At 63.8% G+C, this 17,213-nt stretch carries 17 protein-coding genes and 2 tRNA genes; 9 read left to right on the plus strand and 10 right to left on the minus strand.

What is annotated here, in order from left to right:
- Positions 1-52: 52 nt before the first annotated feature.
- From H9529_RS02490 to H9529_RS02510, 5 genes are all read right to left on the minus strand, one after another.
- The gene (locus H9529_RS02490) at positions 53-2,182 is read right to left on the minus strand and encodes a hypothetical protein (protein ID WP_143033467.1); all 2,130 of its coding nucleotides are present in this window, start codon (positions 2,180-2,182) and stop codon (positions 53-55) included.
- Positions 2,179-3,048: a flagellar motor stator protein MotA gene (gene motA, locus H9529_RS02495; RefSeq protein WP_092886190.1), complete on the minus strand. Its 870-nt coding sequence runs from the start codon at positions 3,046-3,048 to the stop codon at positions 2,179-2,181. Before motA ends, H9529_RS02490 begins: the two co-directional genes overlap by 4 nt.
- Positions 3,049-3,156: 108 nt before the next feature.
- Complete coding sequence (locus H9529_RS02500) at positions 3,157-3,729, minus strand: MotE family protein (RefSeq protein ID WP_092886192.1); 573 nt, start codon at positions 3,727-3,729, stop codon at positions 3,157-3,159.
- Entirely contained in the window at positions 3,726-4,094 is a 369-nt protein-coding gene (locus H9529_RS02505) for a hypothetical protein (protein WP_092886194.1), read from the minus strand. The genes H9529_RS02500 and H9529_RS02505 overlap by 4 nt, the downstream gene beginning before the upstream one ends.
- Positions 4,095-4,108: 14 nt before the next feature.
- Positions 4,109-4,585 (minus strand): flagellar basal body-associated FliL family protein, encoded by a 477-nt coding sequence (locus H9529_RS02510; protein ID WP_092886196.1) that lies wholly within the window; start codon positions 4,583-4,585, stop codon positions 4,109-4,111.
- Positions 4,586-4,715: 130 nt separating this feature from the next.
- On the opposite strand from H9529_RS02510, the gene fliF reads away from it, so the two are divergent.
- The 5 genes from fliF to H9529_RS02535 all read left to right on the plus strand — a co-directional run bounded on the left by fliF (position 4,716) and on the right by H9529_RS02535 (position 10,025).
- Complete coding sequence (gene fliF, locus H9529_RS02515) at positions 4,716-6,332, plus strand: flagellar basal-body MS-ring/collar protein FliF (protein ID WP_092886326.1); 1,617 nt, start codon at positions 4,716-4,718, stop codon at positions 6,330-6,332.
- Positions 6,332-6,928 (plus strand): FliH/SctL family protein, encoded by a 597-nt coding sequence (locus H9529_RS02520; RefSeq protein ID WP_092886198.1) that lies wholly within the window; start codon positions 6,332-6,334, stop codon positions 6,926-6,928. Before fliF ends, H9529_RS02520 begins: the two co-directional genes overlap by 1 nt.
- Positions 6,921-7,214: a FliM/FliN family flagellar motor switch protein gene (locus tag H9529_RS02525; RefSeq protein ID WP_092886200.1), complete on the plus strand. Its 294-nt coding sequence runs from the start codon at positions 6,921-6,923 to the stop codon at positions 7,212-7,214. The genes H9529_RS02520 and H9529_RS02525 overlap by 8 nt, the downstream gene beginning before the upstream one ends.
- Entirely contained in the window at positions 7,204-7,965 is a 762-nt protein-coding gene (gene fliP / locus H9529_RS02530) for a flagellar type III secretion system pore protein FliP (RefSeq protein WP_092886202.1), read from the plus strand. Before H9529_RS02525 ends, fliP begins: the two co-directional genes overlap by 11 nt.
- An 839-nt stretch (positions 7,966-8,804) precedes the next feature.
- Positions 8,805-10,025: a TIGR03862 family flavoprotein gene (locus H9529_RS02535; protein ID WP_092886328.1), complete on the plus strand. Its 1,221-nt coding sequence runs from the start codon at positions 8,805-8,807 to the stop codon at positions 10,023-10,025.
- On the opposite strand, the gene H9529_RS02540 is transcribed toward H9529_RS02535, so the two are convergent.
- Positions 10,022-11,275: an MFS transporter gene (locus H9529_RS02540; protein ID WP_092886204.1), complete on the minus strand. Its 1,254-nt coding sequence runs from the start codon at positions 11,273-11,275 to the stop codon at positions 10,022-10,024. The genes H9529_RS02535 and H9529_RS02540 overlap by 4 nt on opposite strands.
- A gap of 94 nt (positions 11,276-11,369) precedes the next feature.
- Positions 11,370-12,182, minus strand: a complete 813-nt coding sequence (locus H9529_RS02545; RefSeq protein WP_092886206.1) for an LOG family protein — start codon at positions 12,180-12,182, stop codon at positions 11,370-11,372.
- Positions 12,183-12,287: 105 nt separating this feature from the next.
- Between H9529_RS02545 and dapD the strand changes: the two genes are divergently transcribed.
- Together dapD and H9529_RS02555 are read left to right on the plus strand one after the other, a co-directional pair.
- Positions 12,288-13,115 (plus strand): 2,3,4,5-tetrahydropyridine-2,6-dicarboxylate N-succinyltransferase, encoded by an 828-nt coding sequence (dapD, locus tag H9529_RS02550; protein ID WP_092886208.1) that lies wholly within the window; start codon positions 12,288-12,290, stop codon positions 13,113-13,115.
- Positions 13,116-13,187: 72 nt separating this feature from the next.
- Positions 13,188-13,520: a hypothetical protein gene (locus tag H9529_RS02555; protein ID WP_092886210.1), complete on the plus strand. Its 333-nt coding sequence runs from the start codon at positions 13,188-13,190 to the stop codon at positions 13,518-13,520.
- A gap of 173 nt (positions 13,521-13,693) precedes the next feature.
- Here the strand turns inward: H9529_RS02555 and H9529_RS02560 are convergent, their stop codons facing one another.
- Positions 13,694-15,079 (minus strand): class II 3-deoxy-7-phosphoheptulonate synthase, encoded by a 1,386-nt coding sequence (locus H9529_RS02560; protein WP_190305685.1) that lies wholly within the window; start codon positions 15,077-15,079, stop codon positions 13,694-13,696.
- A gap of 259 nt (positions 15,080-15,338) precedes the next feature.
- On the opposite strand from H9529_RS02560, the gene H9529_RS02565 reads away from it, so the two are divergent.
- Complete coding sequence (locus tag H9529_RS02565) at positions 15,339-16,337, plus strand: GlxA family transcriptional regulator (protein WP_092891408.1); 999 nt, start codon at positions 15,339-15,341, stop codon at positions 16,335-16,337.
- Positions 16,338-16,450: 113 nt separating this feature from the next.
- A tRNA-Gln gene (locus H9529_RS02570) sits at positions 16,451-16,525 on the plus strand.
- A gap of 267 nt (positions 16,526-16,792) precedes the next feature.
- Here H9529_RS02570 and H9529_RS21300 read toward each other — a convergent pair.
- Complete coding sequence (locus H9529_RS21300) at positions 16,793-16,948, minus strand: DUF6538 domain-containing protein (protein WP_369596563.1); 156 nt, start codon at positions 16,946-16,948, stop codon at positions 16,793-16,795.
- Between the two features lie 122 nt (positions 16,949-17,070).
- Positions 17,071-17,160 (minus strand) — tRNA-Ser (locus tag H9529_RS02575).
- Between the last annotated feature and the right edge of the window lie 53 nt (positions 17,161-17,213).

Genomic DNA, 17,213 nt, shown 5'->3' on the forward strand with positions numbered 1-17,213 from the left:
CAGTATGAAGGTAAATTCCTTTACGAAACGTAACCCTACCTGCGTTTCCAGATCATTGCGCTGCGATCAGGGCCTGAAGTTCAGCGCGCAGGGCCGAGCTGCTGTCGAGCAGCGCATTCCCAATCGCTTGGGGCGTTGTCGCTGGAAGTTCGGGTGCATCTGCGGTCGTATCCGATGTGAGGGCGGCATCCGCCGCCCCGCTTTCCGCCGGGGGTGCGGGCGCTTCAGACGGTCCTGCATCCGCGTCTACGGCGCTTTCACCGGCGGGCACCTGAAGCGTGCCTACCGGTGTCATGGGTGCAAGCGCGTTGGCATGCGACAGAAATCCCAGATCGGCAAGCCGGTTGGCCAGCATTTCGCGGGTCGACGCCCGCAGGCGCGCGGGGTCCAGCCAGGGTTGCTGGTCGAAAACGGTGGCGACAAACTGCGCGTCACTGCCGGTTTCCGATGCGAGGTCAAAAAGGACGTCGCGCAGGGCGGGTGGAAGGCCGATCCCCCCGGCGGCGGTCAGACGGTTCAAGGTGGCAAAGGCCTCGTCAAAACCGCCCTGGCGCGCCAGCGCTTCAACCGCCAGGGCATACAGCCGGGCCCCGTCAGGCGTGCCCTTCAGATCATTTGCATAGGAAAGGCCGGTTTGGGTCAGGTCGCGTGTCAGGTGCTCTGGGTGGGTCAGGGCATGTTCCAATTGCAGCATCACCGACTCGCTGGTTGTGGGAAGATCCCCGAGCGCCGGGCCTGTCGTGCTGGTGCCGTCCGCTTCTTCGACCAGTGCGATCCGGGCGGCGGTAATGGCGACCTGGTCAGGATCGGCATTGCCAATCCGTTCCATGGACAGACGGACAAGTTGCGCTGCGTCTGTCTGGTCGTGCTCCAGCAGCCGTGCGGCGACCCTTGGGCCCAGATCGCGGCGCAAGTGATCGGGAAGTTCGGCAAAGGCCCGCCCGATCGCACGCGCATTGATGTGATCCGCGCGCGCCGCCGAGCCTGTGGCGAGCAAGGCCCAAAGTGCAGCCCGGCCGTCGCAGTGCAGCATGTCGGGCAGCGGGCTGTCCGTGGCCAGGGGTCTGGAATCCATGACGGCGGCAAGCGTGCGCAGAACATCATCCAATGGCAGGTTGGCATCCGAGGCGATCAATACCGATGCCGCCTCACTGCCAAACCCGAAATGCAGGTAGAATCGCGCGAAGGCACGCAGGTTGTCCGCTGCACCCTCGGCCACGAGATCCTGACGGTGCTGGGCCAGTTGCGCGTGGAAACTGTCCGGTTTCGCCCATGCCGCCAGATCCATCAGATCATCCGCGTAGCAGGTCGCGGCATCCGATGTGGCGACCTGCGCCATGAGATTGTCCGCGATGGCCTTGTTCGCCAGCCGGAGGTGTTCGCCCAGCGCCTCTTGCGTGAGGTTGGGATCATCCTGAGTGGAGACCAGCACCTGCGACTGGGCGGGTGCAGTGCCTGAGGTCGGATTGGGGCGCAATGTGACGACGCCCTGACCTGCCGCGCGCGCCAGCTGGCGCGCCAGAACCCCTTGGATTTCGCGCGCGACGAGGGGCACGGGAGGTGCACTACTTTCGACCGGCGGCGGCTCCGTGCGGGCTGTCTGTTCCAGCAGTCGCTGTTCCCACAGCGCCATTGTCGCAACAGGTGCGGTTTGCTGCGCAGTTCGGCGTTGTGCGACAATCTCCCCGGCGCTGCCTGTAGTGTCGCCCGGTGCGGCATCGGGCCTGCGCTGCGGGCGCCGCGGCTGATCGGGCAGCGTGGTTTGTGCGACGGGCGATGCCATGTCGATGATCAGCAAGCCCGATGGCTCCTGTTCGGCGGTAATGACACAATCACATGCCAGATCCAGAAACAACTGGCCCGATGCGGTGCGCACTGATTCCAAGCGGGTGCGCGGGATGCGGCGAAAGACCTCTGACAGATCGAACCCTGCCGGGGCGGGGTCGAGGGTCAGCACGATCTGCCGGGGTGCCTGCGTCATGGTCCAGCCCATCCCGGGCGCAAGCCGCAGCACGACGCGGGTGAATGTCGCGTGCTCGCCCGCCCGTGGTATGATCGGGCTGCTCTGCGCCACGGCTGCACCCGCTGACAGCAGCATGCTCAACACCAGCGCGTACAGCAGACGGCCGGGCGGCCCAGAGGCGTTCTGACGCGCCCGGTGGTGCGGTAGCGCGGCCATCATGCGGCATTGCGCTTGGCAGCGCGCATGGCGTCTTCCAGCTCCGAGAAACTAGGCCGGTTGTGGTGCGGCGTGTTCTGGCGGCCCACTTCGATGCAGATATTCGCGGGATGCGCGTGCAGGTTGGCCACAAGAACTTCGCGGATCAGTTGATAGAATTGACAATCTTCCTCGACCACGGCGTTCATCTTGGTCGCAAACGGGCCGACGAAGCCATAGGCAAGGAAAACCCCCAGAAACGTGCCAACAAGGGCGCCACCGATCATGGCGCCCAGAATCTCGGGTGGCTGGTCGATCTTGCTCATCGTCTTGATGATGCCGAGCACGGCCGCGACGATCCCCAGCGCGGGCAGGGCGTCCGCGACCGTCTGCAACGCATGGCTGGAGTGCAGCGCGTGATGGCGGTGGGTTTCCATGCGTTTATCCAGGACTTCTTCGACCTGATGCGGGTCGTCATAGTTCAGCGACGCCGCGCGGAGGGTGTCGCAGATCAGTTCGATCGCTTCATGGTCATGCTGTATCTTGGGGTAACGCCCGAAGAGATCGGAGTTTTCCGGATCTTCGATATGGGTTTCCACCGCGACAGGGTTCTGGCGGGCCAGCCAGATCAGATCGAACAGCAGGCACAGCAAATCGCTGTAATCCTGTTGTTTCCAGGTCGGGCCCGAGAACACTTTCTTGATGTCCCGCAGCGTTTGTTTGACTGTCGATTTGTTGTTGGCAATCAAAAACGCCCCGACCGCCGCCCCGCCGATCATGGCCAATTCGAATGGCATCGCCTTGAGAATGATCCCCATGGACCCGCCCGCGGCCAGATACCCACCAAAAACCATGATGAGAACCACCGCGATCCCTATAATTCCAATCATCCGGGCATCCTGTGTCTTTGCGTATGCTGTGAAGGGTCCTTCCCGCCGACCATGCCTGAGTCGGGTTAACAAACACCTGCTGTCGGCCGGCTGAGGCCTGGCCGAAGGCTATTGCGTGGGAACCAGCGCATTGCGTCCCGCCAATATGGCACTGATCCCGTAGGCCGTCCGGGGCGGAAGCCCCGCCAGAATTTGGGCCGCGACATCGGGCCGCAGTCGCGCGATGAAGCCTGCGGCAAAGCCGGGTTCCATTTCCTCGAACAGGATCGCGGCATTCTCTGGCTTCATGTTCTCATACACGACGGTCAGACGTGTGAGGTCATCTTCGGCCGCAGTCTGGGTTGTTGCCATGGTGTCGGCCAGCGCACGTTCGGCCGCGTCCATTTCGGACAGCAGCGACGCAAGGCGGTCTTCCGCTACCTGCAAGTCGCCCATGCGGGCCGTCAAGGCAGCCTCGCGCGCTTCAAGGTCGGCCTCGCGCATGCGCAGGGCTGTCAGAAGGTCCATCGGATCGCCGGGGTCTGCCACCATTTCCGTGTCGCGCGCCATGTCCGCTTCAGCAAGCGCGGCGGACAGGCCCAGACCCAAACGCGACATTCCGGCGGTTGTCATCAGAACGGCGATGATTGTCAGCGCGCTTATCTTAATCGCAGTCGGTTTGCGGCGTTTGGCGGGTTTCATTCGACCGCCTCGCTGAACCGTTTGCGCACCACGCGCGCGCGGCTGGGGCCTACGTTGGGCACCGGCGGCGGCGCGGCGCTGGCAGGTACACCGTGCATCGAGGCCAGCAGCAATTCCAGTTGGCGGGTGGCGTTGTCGGCGCGCGTGGTTTGCTCGGACAGCCGCGCCACCGATGCCTCAGAAGCTTTTTGCGCGCGGATCAGCGCTGTGTTCAACGCATCGACCTGTGCTGACAAAAGCGCAATGGCATTGCCCACATCGCCGTCCAGCCGGGTCAAAGCGCGCAACCGGCGCGAGAGCATCAAGCAATATGCGGCGGCAAGAAGCGCGCCCGCGCCGATGGCGATATCAATCAGGTGTTGCATAGGCAGCGGCCCCTTCAGTTTAAAACAAATTCGGTGATGAGCAGGTCGCGTACCTGTTCGGGTCCCGCGACGATCTGGACGCGGCGCAGCATCTGGCTGCGCAGGCGGATCAGGGCGCCGGGTTCCTCCAGCTCGTTCGCGTCAAGCGTGTGAAGATAGCTGTTCAGCACATCGACGATCCGGGGCAGCTGCGCTGTCACGTCGGGTTCTGCGGCGGCGGGCGTCTCCAGATGTGCGGCGAATCGCAGATGCCCGCGCTGCGGCCGCCGGTTGAGGCTGACAATCACCGGCCCCACGGGAACAAAGGCGAAATCGGTGTCCAGCGCGGGTGTGACAACCTCAGGCTCGGCATGCAGCAGCGTGTCCAGCATGCCTGAATAGACGGCATAAAACCCGCCGCCACCGAGGACCGCTGCGACGATCAAGGCCAAAAGAATGGCTTTGAATGATTTTTTCTTTGGGGGTGCGTCGTTGGCAGTGGCGTCGGTCATTTCGGCCTCGCAATGAGTGTCGTTTTTTGTGGTTTGACACAATGTCACTAACCGATTGTTAAAGCCTGTCGCCGATACCCAGAGTGAGCCGCCGGAAATTCACGCTGCTGGGAGAATCGATTTGGACAACATGCTGGCACTATGGGGAGGGCTGGACACGCGCAGGCGTGTGGTCCTCGTCGCGGCGACAGTCGGGGTCTTCCTGGCGGTCCTGGGGCTGGCGCGGGTGGCCAACTCACCGTCGATGGCGCTGCTCTACGCGGGGCTGGACGGCGCGGCGGCAGGGGAGGTCGTGACGGCGCTTGATGCGCGCGGGCTGACATACGAAGTACGCGGGGATGCGATCTTCGTTGATCATGCGATGCGCGACGAAACCCGGATGATGCTGGCCGCCGAGGGGCTGCCGACCAACGCGATCACAGGCTACGAACTTTTGGACGGGCTGTCAGGCTTCGGCACGACCTCGCAGATGTTCGATGCGGCTTATTGGCGCGCGAAGGAAGGTGAGCTGGCGCGCACCATCCTGTCCAGCCCGCATATCCGGAGCGCGCGCGTGCACATTTCGCAGGGCACCGGCGCCGCTTTCCGGCGTGATGGCCGCCCGACGGCTTCAGTCTCGGTGACAACCGGCACCGGCACGCTCAGCCCTGTGCAGGCGCGGGCGCTGCAGTTCCTCGTGGCGTCTGCGGTAGCGGGCATGGCGCCCGAAGATGTGTCGGTGATCGACGGGCAGGGTGGGCTGATCAGCGGATCGGATGCCGATCAGGCCTATGGCGGGGCGGGCGCCGACCGCGCCGCAATCCTGCGCCGCAATGTGGAACGCCTGCTGGAGGCGCATGTCGGCATCGGCCGCGCGGTGGTCGAGGTCAGCGTCGATACGGTGACCGACCGTGAAACCATTGTGGAGCGTCGCTTTGACCCGGAAGGCCGCGTCGCCATCAGTTCAGAGGCTGAAGAGCGGACGCGCAACGCCACCGATACCCGCGCCGCGGGTGTGACGGTGGCCAGCAACCTGCCTGACGGCGATGCGGCGGGCGGCGACGGCCAATCGGAGACCCGCGATTCTGAGACGCGGCAGGTCAACAATTACGAGGTCTCACAGACGCAGCGCGAGGTTCAACGCGCGCCCGGTGCCGTGCGACGGCTGACGGTCGCAGTCATGGTTGATGGGACGCGCGGCACGGATGAGGCCGGGGAAGCGATTTGGACGCCGCGCCCCGAGGCAGAGCTGGAGGCCTTGCGCGAACTCGTCGCCTCGGCCGTTGGTTTTGATGAGGCGCGCGGCGATGTCATAACCCTGCGCTCGCTGCCATTCGAGGTGCAGTTGATCGAAGGGTCGGAGCCGTCAACCTCGATCTTCGGACCGCTGCGGCTGGACCCCATGACGGTGATCTCGATGGCGCTGCTCAGCCTGATGGTGCTGGTGCTGACCCTCTTCGTGCTCCGGCCCATGCTGCGCGGCGCGCAAGGGGGGGCGCGCAGCGAGGTCAGCACGATGGATTTCGACGATGATTTCCCCGCCATGCAATCGCCCGCACTGGCCATCGCAGATGGTTACGGTGGCGGGTTCGCGATGGGTATGGCGGATGGCATGGGGGATGGCGCCATGGGCATGGAGCACGGCGGCGCCGATCGGGAGCTGCAAAACGATCCCATGGCGCGGTTGCGCAACCTGATCGAGGAACGGCAATCGGAGACGGCGGAAATCCTGCGCAACTGGCTGGATGAAAAAGAGGAGCGGCGGTGATGGGATCTGCCCTGAAACTGGAAGTCTTTGCACAATCGGCCGCAGTTGCGTCGGCCACATGGATGACAAGTGAGCAGATCGAAGCAGCACGCCAAGCCGCCTTCGAAGAGGGATATGCCTCGGGCTGGCAGGACAGCACCGATCAGCTCAATACCGGCCGGCGGAGCGCTGACGAGGCTTTCGAGGCCAGTTTGCAAGGCTTGGCCTTCACGCATGAAGAGGTTCGGCGCGAACTCATGACCGCGTTGCATCCGCTGATCATGGCGATGACCACGGCGATCCTGCCCACCATCGCGCGGCACGGCCTGCCGGGGATGGTCGCCGACCTGATCGCTGAAAACGCGGGCGGCATGATCGCTGAACCTCTGCTCCTGACTTGCCATCCCGACGATCAGGACATCCTGGAAACGAAGCTGGAAGGCCTGGCGCTTCCCCCGTTGCGCGTCGTGGCCGAACCCGCGCTGGCCAGCGGACAGATCAGTCGGCAATGGCCTGACCATGCGTGCAGCGTGGATCTGGCGCGTCTGCTGGACGCAACGCGGCACGCTGTTGAAACATTCTTCGAGGCCCGAAATGAGGAGAATTCTGATGACTGATCATAGCGGCCCGACCGCCCTCGATGCGGGAACCAGCGGGGTGTTCTCCATGGTGCCGATCGAGATCACCGTCTCGGTCGGGCGGGCCCGCCCCTTGGTGCGTGACTTGCTGAAGCTCGATTGCGATTCCGTCCTTCCGCTGGAGCGGCGGGCAGATGATCTGGTCGATCTCTATGTCGGGGATCGGCTGATCGCGAGGGGCGAGTTGCAGGAACTGGAGGGGGAGCAGGCAGGCATGCTGGGCGTCCGGCTGACCGAGGTTTCGGACCTGCGCAATGGCCTTTAGCCTGCCGCGCATCGCCGTCATCCTGGCGCTGCTTCTTGGGGGCGCGCCGGTGCAGGCTCAGGAACTGTCGCTGTCGCTGGGCGGGGATGGCACGCTGAGCGGCAATACGGTGCAGCTGATCTTGTTGCTGACCATCCTCAGCCTTGCCCCCGGGATCGCAGTGATGGTGACCTGCTTTCCGTTCATCATCACTGTGATGTCGATTCTGCGGCAGGCGATCGGGCTTCAGCAATCGCCGCCCAACATGATGCTGGTCAGCCTGGCGCTGTTTTTGACCTATTTCATCATGGACCCGGTGTTCACTGCCGCCTGGAGCGCGGGGGTACGGCCCCTGACGGAAGGCGCGCTGCCGCTGGATGAGGCATTCGTGCGTGGCATCGAACCCTTCCGCATCTTCATGGCCGCGCGGGTGGATCCTGAAACGCTGAACCATCTGCTGGCGTTGCGCCCCGATGCGCTGCCGCGAGGGGATCCGCAGGGAGCGGACCCGCAAGGTGATCTGTCGGAAACGGCGCTGTCGGTGCTGATCCCGGCCTTCATGCTTAGCGAGATATCGCGGGCCTTTGAAATCGGCTTCATCATTTTCCTGCCGTTTCTTGTGATCGACCTGGTCGTGGCGGCAGTATTGATGTCGATGGGCATGATGATGGTGCCTCCGGCGATTGTCGCGCTGCCGTTCAAACTGGCGTTTTTTGTGGTGGCGGACGGCTGGACCCTGCTGTCTACGGCATTGGTCCAGGGATATGTCTGACAGGGCTGTCGCGCGAATTGCCGACTGGGGTGAGGCGACTCCGATGGTCGGGCTGGGTTCCGAAGTGAACCGGCCCAATGATTGGCCGACCACAATCTGGGCTCCGACCGCTTGACCAGCGCAGGCGGTCAAATCCGGCTCGTGCGCGGACCTGACCTGCGCCCAGAGCTGACGCGCGCTTCAACCCGACATGCGCCCACAACTCTGAATGGAGGTGGTTCATGCATGCGCACGGCTCTGGATGCGCCTGAGCCTGAACGTGTTCCATCCTGGCAGGGAGGCTCAACCCTCCCGCAACCAGAAGGCGCAGCGTTTCAGTGCCTGGCGCCAGGCTGGCGTGGGCGGCAGGTCGTCTTGGTCAGCATCGCGCCACGCAGATAGCGCCGCATCCGGCACCGGACGCGCCGCATCCGCTGCCTGCGCGGCGGCAATCCCACACATGTTCCTTCCCCGGCCGAGGCGTGTCCATTTCCGCCATATGTCGTGGCGCTTTGGCGCCGGCGGTGAAAGCGCGACTTGGTTCGGCTCTATGCCCAGCCGGTTTCCCGCCACGCGTCGGAGCGCGCGTGACGCAGTACACCTGTCGCGGGATGTTTCCGGGGGGGTGTCGGGTGCGTTTTTGTGTCGGATCATGGGGCACCTTTGGGTTGCCATAGCGGATTCTGGGCCTCGGCCTGCGCGGAAGTCTCGCATCCCCCCCTTAATTCGCCGTTAAACTGTGACGGGGCTGCCCCGCCTTGCACTGGGGCGCGTTCTGGGTCAGTTGGCGCAGGAACGGCGCGCCGCCCTTTTCTGCCCGCGGCGCGCACCCCCCTCGGTTTGGAAAGGCCATGGATCTGATGCCTCTCAATGCACGTGACGACGCGGCCCCTACCGGGGCGTTTGCGCTGGTGATCGGCGCGGGACCAGCCGGTTTGATGGCGGCCGAGACCCTGGCGGCGGCCGGATTGCGCGTCACGGTTGCGGAGGCGAAGCCCAGCGTCGGGCGCAAGTTCCTGATGGCGGGAAAGTCGGGGCTGAACCTGACGCAAGACATGGGCCTGCCGGACCTCCTGGCCGCATATGGCATGGCCGCCGACTGGCTGGCGCCAAGCCTGCGCGATTTTGATGCGGCGGCGGTGCAGGACTGGGCGCGCGGGTTGGGGCAGGCGGTGTTTACCGGCAGCTCTGGCAGGGTATTTCCGGTGGCGATGAAGGCCTCGCCCCTGTTGCGCGCCTGGCTGCTGCGGCTGGAAGGGCAGGGCGTAACCTTCCAGACCCGCTGGCGCTGGACCGGGCTTGATGCGGCCGGGGCAAGCTTTGACACCAAAGACGGGCCGCGCAGGCTGCACCCCGATGTGACGGTACTGGCGCTTGGGGGGGCCAGTTGGGCGCGGCTGGGGTCTGACGGCGCCTGGCTGCCCGGCCTGCGCGCCCAGGGCGTTGACACGGCAGCTTTCCGCCCGGCCAATATGGGTTTCGCGGTTGATTGGTCACCGCATATGGCGCCGCATTTCGGCGCGCCGGTCAAGGGCGTGGCGCTGCAGGCGGGCAGCGCGCCGGTGCGTGCAGAGTTCACCGTCTCGGCCCGCGGGGTCGAGGGCGGCGGGATCTATGCCGTCAGTGCCGCGATACGCGACGGGGCGGAACTGACGCTGGACCTGTTCCCCGACCTGCATGGTGACACCCTTTGCGCGCGGCTGGCCGCGCAGCCAAAGCGTGAAACCACCACCAACCGCCTGCGCAAGGCGCTGCGGCTGTCGGGGGTGCGGCTGGCCTTGGTGCATGAATTCGGACGCCCCCTGCCGCAAGAGGCCGATGCGCTGGCGCGTCTCTTGAAAGCGTTGCCGCTTCGCCACAATGGACCGCGCCCGCTGGATGAGGCGATCTCGACCGCCGGGGGCGTCATGCGCATTGCGGTTGACGATGATCTGATGCTGCACGCCCGGCCGGGCGTGTTCGTCGCGGGCGAAATGCTGGACTGGGAGGCACCAACCGGCGGCTACCTGCTGACGGCGTGCTTCGCGACCGGACGTCGCGCGGGGCAGGGCGCGGCGCACTATGCGCTGCGCCAGCCCTAAACCGGGCGCGCGTTCATTGCCCGCTCGCGCACCGGCAGGTGCACGATTGCCGAAAACGCGCCAATCCCCACGCCGACCCACCAAACCAATGTGTAGTCGCCATAGATGTCATAGAGCGCGCCGCCCAGCCAGACCCCCAGAAAACTGCCCAATTGATGGCTGAAAAACACGATGCCATAGAGCGTGCCCATATAGCGCAGGCCATAGATATGCGCGATCAGGCCCGAGGTCAGCGGCACCGTCGCCAGCCAAAGCGACCCCATCACCAGCGAGAATATGAGCACCGACCCCGGCGTGATCGGTGACATGATGAAGGCGGCAGCCACGATGGTGCGCGCGGTGTAGATCCCGGCCAGCAGGTATTTCTTCGAATAGCGTTTGCCCGCCCAGGCGGCCAGGATCGTGCCGCCAATATTGGCCAACCCGATCAGCGAAATCGCCACCGCCCCCAGCGCCGAGGTGGTGGTGATGCCAAAGCCCGCCAGCATGCCGTTGGGATTGATCGGGCCACACATCTCGGTCACCATGGCGGGGAATTGCGCGGTGACAAACGCAAGTTGATAGCCGCATGAGAAAAAGCCCAGGAAAATCAGCGTGAAAGACGGGTCGCGAAAGGCCTGCCGCAGCGCGCTGCCCATGGATTGCTCCAGCTCATTGCGGCTGGCCATGCGACCGGTCTTCATCATCGGCAGGGCGAATAGCGTCAGCAGGACCGCGGCGGCAAAGATCAAGAACACCGTTTGCCACGTATAGAACCCCAGCAAGATCTCGGCCACCGGCGCGCCGAAGACCTGCCCCGCGCTGCCCGCCGCCGTCGCCACACCCAGCGCCAGGCTGCGGTTTTCATCCGACGCCGCGCGGCCCACCACCGCCAGAATGACGCCAAAGCCCGTGCCCGCTATGCCGAAACCGACAAGGAATTCAAGCAGTTGATGCGCGCCGGGCGTCACGGCAAAGGACGAGAGTACCAGCCCTGCCGCATAGGTCAGCGCGCCCAGGATGATCGCGCGGCGATCGCCGAAGCGTTCGGCCAATGCGCCAAACAGCGGTTGACCGATGCCCCATGCCAGGTTCTGGATCGCGATGGCCAGCGAGAATTCCGCCCGAAGCCAGCCAAATTCCTCGGCAATCGGGATCTGGAAAACCCCAAAGCTGGCGCGGATGGCAAAGCTGACCATGATGACGATACAGCCGTCGATCAGCACGGGCGACATCAGGGGCGCGGGGGCGGGCGGTGCAACGTGGGTCATGGCGGGGATTCCGGCTGGATGGCGAGACGTTGCACATGTTCAGCAGCGCCCGCGCGGTGTCAAGGGCGGCTGTATCCGCGGCACCAGCGAAGTCTCAGCCTTTGGACCATGCGTCGATCGCGTCCACCGCCTCGGCCGCAGTTTCGACAAACTGGAACAGCTTCAGGTCATCGGCGCTGATCGTCCCGGCCTCGGCCAGCGCGTCCCAGTTCAGGATGCCGCGCCAGAAATCCGCGCCAAACAGCAAGAACGGCATGCGCCGCATCCGTCCTGTCTGGATCAGGGTCAGCGCCTCGAACATTTCATCCAACGTACCAAAGCCACCAGGGAAGACTGTTACCGCCTCGGCGCGCATCAGGAAGTGCATCTTGCGGATGGCGAAGTAGTGAAAATTGAACGCAAGTTCGGGCGTGACATAGGCGTTGGGCGCCTGCTCATGCGGCAGCACGATGTTCAGCCCGATGGATTTGCCCCCCGCCTCTTGCGCCCCGAGATTGCCCGCCTCCATCACCCCGGGCCCGCCGCCGGTGGCGATCACGCCGCGATGCCCACCGTCTTGCAGCGAGCGCAGGGTCATCAGACGGGCAAATTCCCGTGCCTCACCATAAAAGCGCGACAGGTCGGCCAGTGCCGGGGTGCGTGCATCGGCGGCCCGTGCGGGGATCCGCGCGCCACCGAACATCACGATGGTCGAGGTGATGCCCGCCTCGTTCATCAGCATCTCTGGCTTCAGCAATTCCAACTGCAACCGCACGGGGCGCAGCTCATCGCGGCACAGGAAGTCGGGGTCGGCAAAGGCAAGGCGGTAGGCCGGGTTCCGGGTCTGGGCTGTGTCGGGAATGGTGCGCGTGGTGGCAATATCCTCACCCGCGTCGAGAAAGGGGTGGTTGCGTCGTGTGTCGTGCATGGGGTCCGCCTGTACTGGTCTTGTCGCTGTGCATTGCACAGCGCCCGTGCCAAGGGTATAGGCAGGAAACCGTCAGGACCAGCCTTGAAAAACCGGAGAATTGCCATGACCAACGCCGCACTGGAAACTGCGATCGAGGCTGCCTGGGACGCGCGCGATACCATTTCGCCCGCCACCACCGGCGCCGCCCGCGACGCCATCGAGGCGACGCTGAACGCGCTCGACAGCGGCGAACTGCGCGTGGCCGAGCGTCAGGAAAACGGTGACTGGCATGTCAACCAATGGGCGAAGAAGGCCGTGCTTTTGGGCTTTCGCATCAAGGACATGGCCCCGCAATCGGGCGGCCCGCAGGGTAGCGGCTGGTGGGACAAGGTCGACAGCAAGTTCATGGGCTGGGGTGAGAACCGTTGGAAAGCGGCGGGATTTCGGGCCGTGCCGGGCGCCTTGGTGCGCAAATCGGCCTATATCGCGCCGGGCGTGGTGCTGATGCCATCCTTCGTCAACCTTGGCGCCCATGTTGACAGCGGCACCATGGTGGACACCTGGGTAACGGTCGGCTCTTGCGCACAGATCGGCAAGAACGTGCATCTTTCGGGCGGTGTGGGCATCGGCGGCGTGCTGGAACCCATGCAGGCGGGGCCCACGATCATCGAAGACAATTGCTTCATCGGCGCGCGCTCTGAAGTGGTCGAGGGCTGTATCGTGCGCGAAGGCTCGGTGCTGGGCATGGGGGTTTTCATCGGCAAATCCACCAAGATCGTGGACCGGGAAACCGGCACGGTGATGTATGGCGAGGTGCCGTCGGGATCGGTCGTCGTGGCAGGGTCGATGCCTTCGAAAAACGGTGTGTCGCTCTATTGCGCGGTCATCGTCAAACGGGTGGATGCGCAGACCCGCTCGAAAACCTCGATCAACGATCTTCTTCGGGATTGATTTTTATCAATGGGTTGCCGGGCGTTCTTCGCGTGGCACCCCGGGCCTTGGCGCCCGGCATGGGAACATGACATGAGCGATAAACCCAAACGTCCGCAGCAGGTCTTCACCCTCTTGGTCGAGGTCGGGCGCAGCCCGGGTGATGGGCTGCCGAAAGGCGCGACCGGGGCCGGGCTGTTGCTGTATGCCACCGGCGTCGATGAGGACGAAGCGGTGCGCGAGGCTGTGAAGGTCTTGAAACAAGCTGATTTATCCCCGCTGGATGTCACCGGCTACGGCACGATCGACGAGCGTCTGGCCGAGGGCGACGAGATCGGGGATGAGGAACGTGCCCTGATGCAACGCGCATTGGATGAGAATGCGGTGATTGTGGCGCAGATGACGCCCTTTGACGGAACTGAGTAAAGGCGGGGGGAAATCGTTCAAAATCAGCTCTTTACGCTGCCCTATTGATTTTCCATGCTGCGAATTTTCGGATAAATGATTTAAGATCAACACCTTGCACGCCGATCTTGAACCAGAGCCTCAACTCCGGCCCACGCGGGGCGACGCCCTTGCAGCCGCGCGCACCTGAGCCCTCAGCCGACAGCTTTGGCCGCCAAGTCCTTGTGGCGGCTCGACAATTCTGCGGCAACCAGAAACGCCAGTTCCAGCGATTGGTTGGCGTTCAGGCGTGGGTCGCAGGCGGTGTGGTAGCGTTGCGACAGGTCTTCGTCGCTCAGGTCGCGCAGCCCGCCGGTGCATTCGGTCACGTCGCTGCCCGTCATTTCAAAATGCACGCCGCCGGGGATCGTACCCTCCGAGCTATGCACCTGGAAGAACTCTCGCACCTCTTGCAGCACCCGCTCGAACGGCCGGGTCTTGTAGCCGCTGGTCGATTTGATCGTGTTGCCATGCATCGGGTCGCAGACCCAGACCACGTTCGCGCCAACCTCGCGCACCGCCCGGACAAGGCGCGGCAAATGGTCGGCAACGGCCCCCGCACCAAAGCGCGCGATCAGGGTCAGACGGCCCGCCTCATTGGTCGGATTGAGGCGCTCAATCAGCACCTTGAGGTCATCGGCCTCCAGCGACGGGCCGCATTTCAAGCCGATGGGGTTCTGCACCCCGCGACAAAATTCTACATGCGCACCAGAGGGTTGCCGGGTCCGGTCGCCGATCCAGATCATATGCCCCGAGCCCGCCACCGGCAGCCCCGAGGTGCTGTCGATCCGGCACAACGCCTGCTCATATTCCAGCAAAAGTGCCTCGTGGCTGGTGTAGAAATCGACCGTGGAAAGCGCGTGATTGCTGGCCGATGTGATGCCTGCGGCGGACATGAAATCCAGCGCATCCGAGATCCGGGCCGACATGTCGCGGTAGCGATCCATCTTGTCCGAGCCCTGTCCGGCCTCGGCGAAGCCCAGCGTCCAGTTATGCACCCGGTGCATGTCGGCAAAGCCACCGGTCGAGAAGGCGCGCAGCAGGTTCAGCGTAGCCGCAGCCTGGGTATAGGCCTGCAACATGCGGCTGGGATCGGGGATGCGGGCCTCGGGCGTGAAGTCGAATCCGTTAATGATATCACCGCGGTAGCTGGGAAGCTCTGCCCCGCCGACAACTTCCGACGCGCTGGAGCGCGGCTTGGCGAATTGCCCCGCCATCCGGCCCACCTTGATGACCGGCACCTTGGCGCCATAGGTCAGCACCATGGCCATCTGCAGCATCACCTTGAACGTGTCGCGGATGCTGTCGGCGTTGAAATCATTGAAACTTTCGGCGCAATCGCCGCCCTGCAACAGGAAGGCGCGCCCCGCCCCCGCATCGGCCAGCCGCGCCTTGAGCGCGCGCGCCTCGCCCGCGAAAACCAGCGGCGGATAGCTGGCCAACCGTGCCTCGACACCCGCCAAAGCGGCCGCATCGGGGTAATCGGGCATCTGTACCCGCGGTTTCGCGCGCCAGTCGGTCTTGGTCCAGCCTTTGGTCATCGATCCTCGCCTTGCGTTCAGAGCATATCGGTTAACAGCCTATAAAGCACCCGAACCGCCCGTGAAACCCCTCAAAAAACCCGAAATCCCCCGAAATCCCCCGAAATCCGCCGTCTGGAAACAATATGGAAACCGTATGGCTTTGATACATACGCGCCGCAGCGGTCACGCAGCCGCAACGTCTTGCCGCCACTTGTGCCGGGCGCCGTTTCCTGTTCTCGTGAACATTATAACCGGGCCGCAATGAGGGGCGACAGGCATGACACGATCCGCAGAGCGCGACGCCGCCGATGCCCCGACCCGGCGGTTCGTTTTCCTGCTGCTGGATCAGTTCACCCTGCTGTCGTTTTCCGGCGCGCTGGACCCGCTGCGCATCGCCAACCGGCTGGCCGGGCGCACCGTGTATCGCTGGCGGCTGGCCAGTCCCACGGGGGCGGCGGTGGTCTGCTCGGCCGGGGTGGCGTTTGACGTCGATATGGCGATGGAGGATCTGGAGCGCGATGACACCTTGTTGGTCTGTGGCGGCATGAATGTCGAGGCGGCGGTCACCCGGCCCGTGCTGAACTTCTTGCGGCGCGAAGCGCGGCGCGGCGTCACCATGGGGGGGCTGTGCACCGGCAGCTACGCACTGGCCAAGGCAGGGCTGCTGGAGGACAAGCGCGCGACGATCCATTGGGAGAACCAGGACAGCTTTCTGGAGGTCTTTGGCAATGTCACGCTGAGCCGCGCGATTTTTGTGATCGATGGCGCGCGGATGACCACGGCGGGGGGCACCTCTTCGATCGATCTGATGCTGCGGCTGATCGCCGACGATCTGGGCGAGCAGGCGGCGAATGCAGTGGCTGATCAGTTGATCTATGCCTCGATCCGCACCGATCAGGACACGCAGCGGCTGTCGATCCCGACGCGTATCGGCGTGCGGCATCCGAAGCTGGGGCAGGTGATCGGCATCATGGAGGCGCATATCGAAGACCCGATCTCGCCCGCCGAACTGGCCGCGAAAGTGGCGATTTCGACCCGGCAGCTGGAGCGGCTGTTTCGCCGCTACCTGGGCCGCAGCCCCAAGCGGTACTACATGGAATTGCGGCTGATCAAGGCGCGCAACCTGCTGTTGCAGACCGAGATGAGCGTCATCAACGTGGCGCTGGCCTGTGGCTTTGCTTCGCCGTCGCATTTCTCGAAATGCTACCGGGTGCAGTACCGCACGACACCCTACCGCGAGCGCGGCGCCCACGGCGCGCCGGGCGAGGGGGTGTAGCCGCACCGCGTGGCATGCCGCACAAACCACGACATGAATCGTGGCGGATCGCCGGATTTCTGCGCAGTTTGGTCTTGCAGCCCGGAAAGCCCTTGGGTAAGAACGCGCTCAGTTGGGGCGTGGCCAAGTGGTAAGGCATCGGTTTTTGGTACCGTGTACCGTAGGTTCGAATCCTACCGCCCCAGCCAATATTTTTTATTGTTTGTTTTCAAGGACTTAGTCGGAGTGATCGGACGGCGTCTGGAACAGTTATCCGATACATAAAACCGTCTCATATCGACCTTTTCGACTCGCGAAAGTGAAAAGGGCGAGACCTAAGCCCCGGCCATTCCAATTTGACCACAATAAGTGCGGTACCGCGCAAGCCAGAGATGCAGCCGCCGTGCCGTGTCGGGGTTGATGGACGCTGATCTGCCGCTCTCGATAGCTTCCTGCCAGTCGCGCTCAAGGTCGCTTTAAATTTGTGCGGCCAGCAACTTAGCTTGGGTGAAGTCGGTCGTGTGCAATGAGAACGAAAGAGATCTACGGGGATCGACGTCGCGGAACCGATCAGGAATGGCCCGATGGTAGTGCCACCATCGTCCGCGTTGCTTGACGTGAAGTCCCCACATGCGCTTGGATCCCTGTACCAAGATTTGTACCAAGACCGGAAATTGACCGGTCGGTCGGGATCATCATGCGCTCAACAATATCAAAGCCTTAGGGACGGTGTTCCGTCATACCAAAGAAGGATTGGCGGAGAGACAGGGATTCGAACCCTGGGAACCCGTTAAGGCTCAACGGTTTTCGAGACCGCCCCGTTCGACCACTCCGGCACCTCTCCACACTGCCCGCGATCTATTCGGTCTGGGCGTGGCGTGCAAGGGAAAATTCGCG

It is taken from the genome of Roseicitreum antarcticum (assembly GCF_014681765.1).
Taxonomy (GTDB): Bacteria; Pseudomonadota; Alphaproteobacteria; order Rhodobacterales; family Rhodobacteraceae; genus Roseicitreum; species Roseicitreum antarcticum.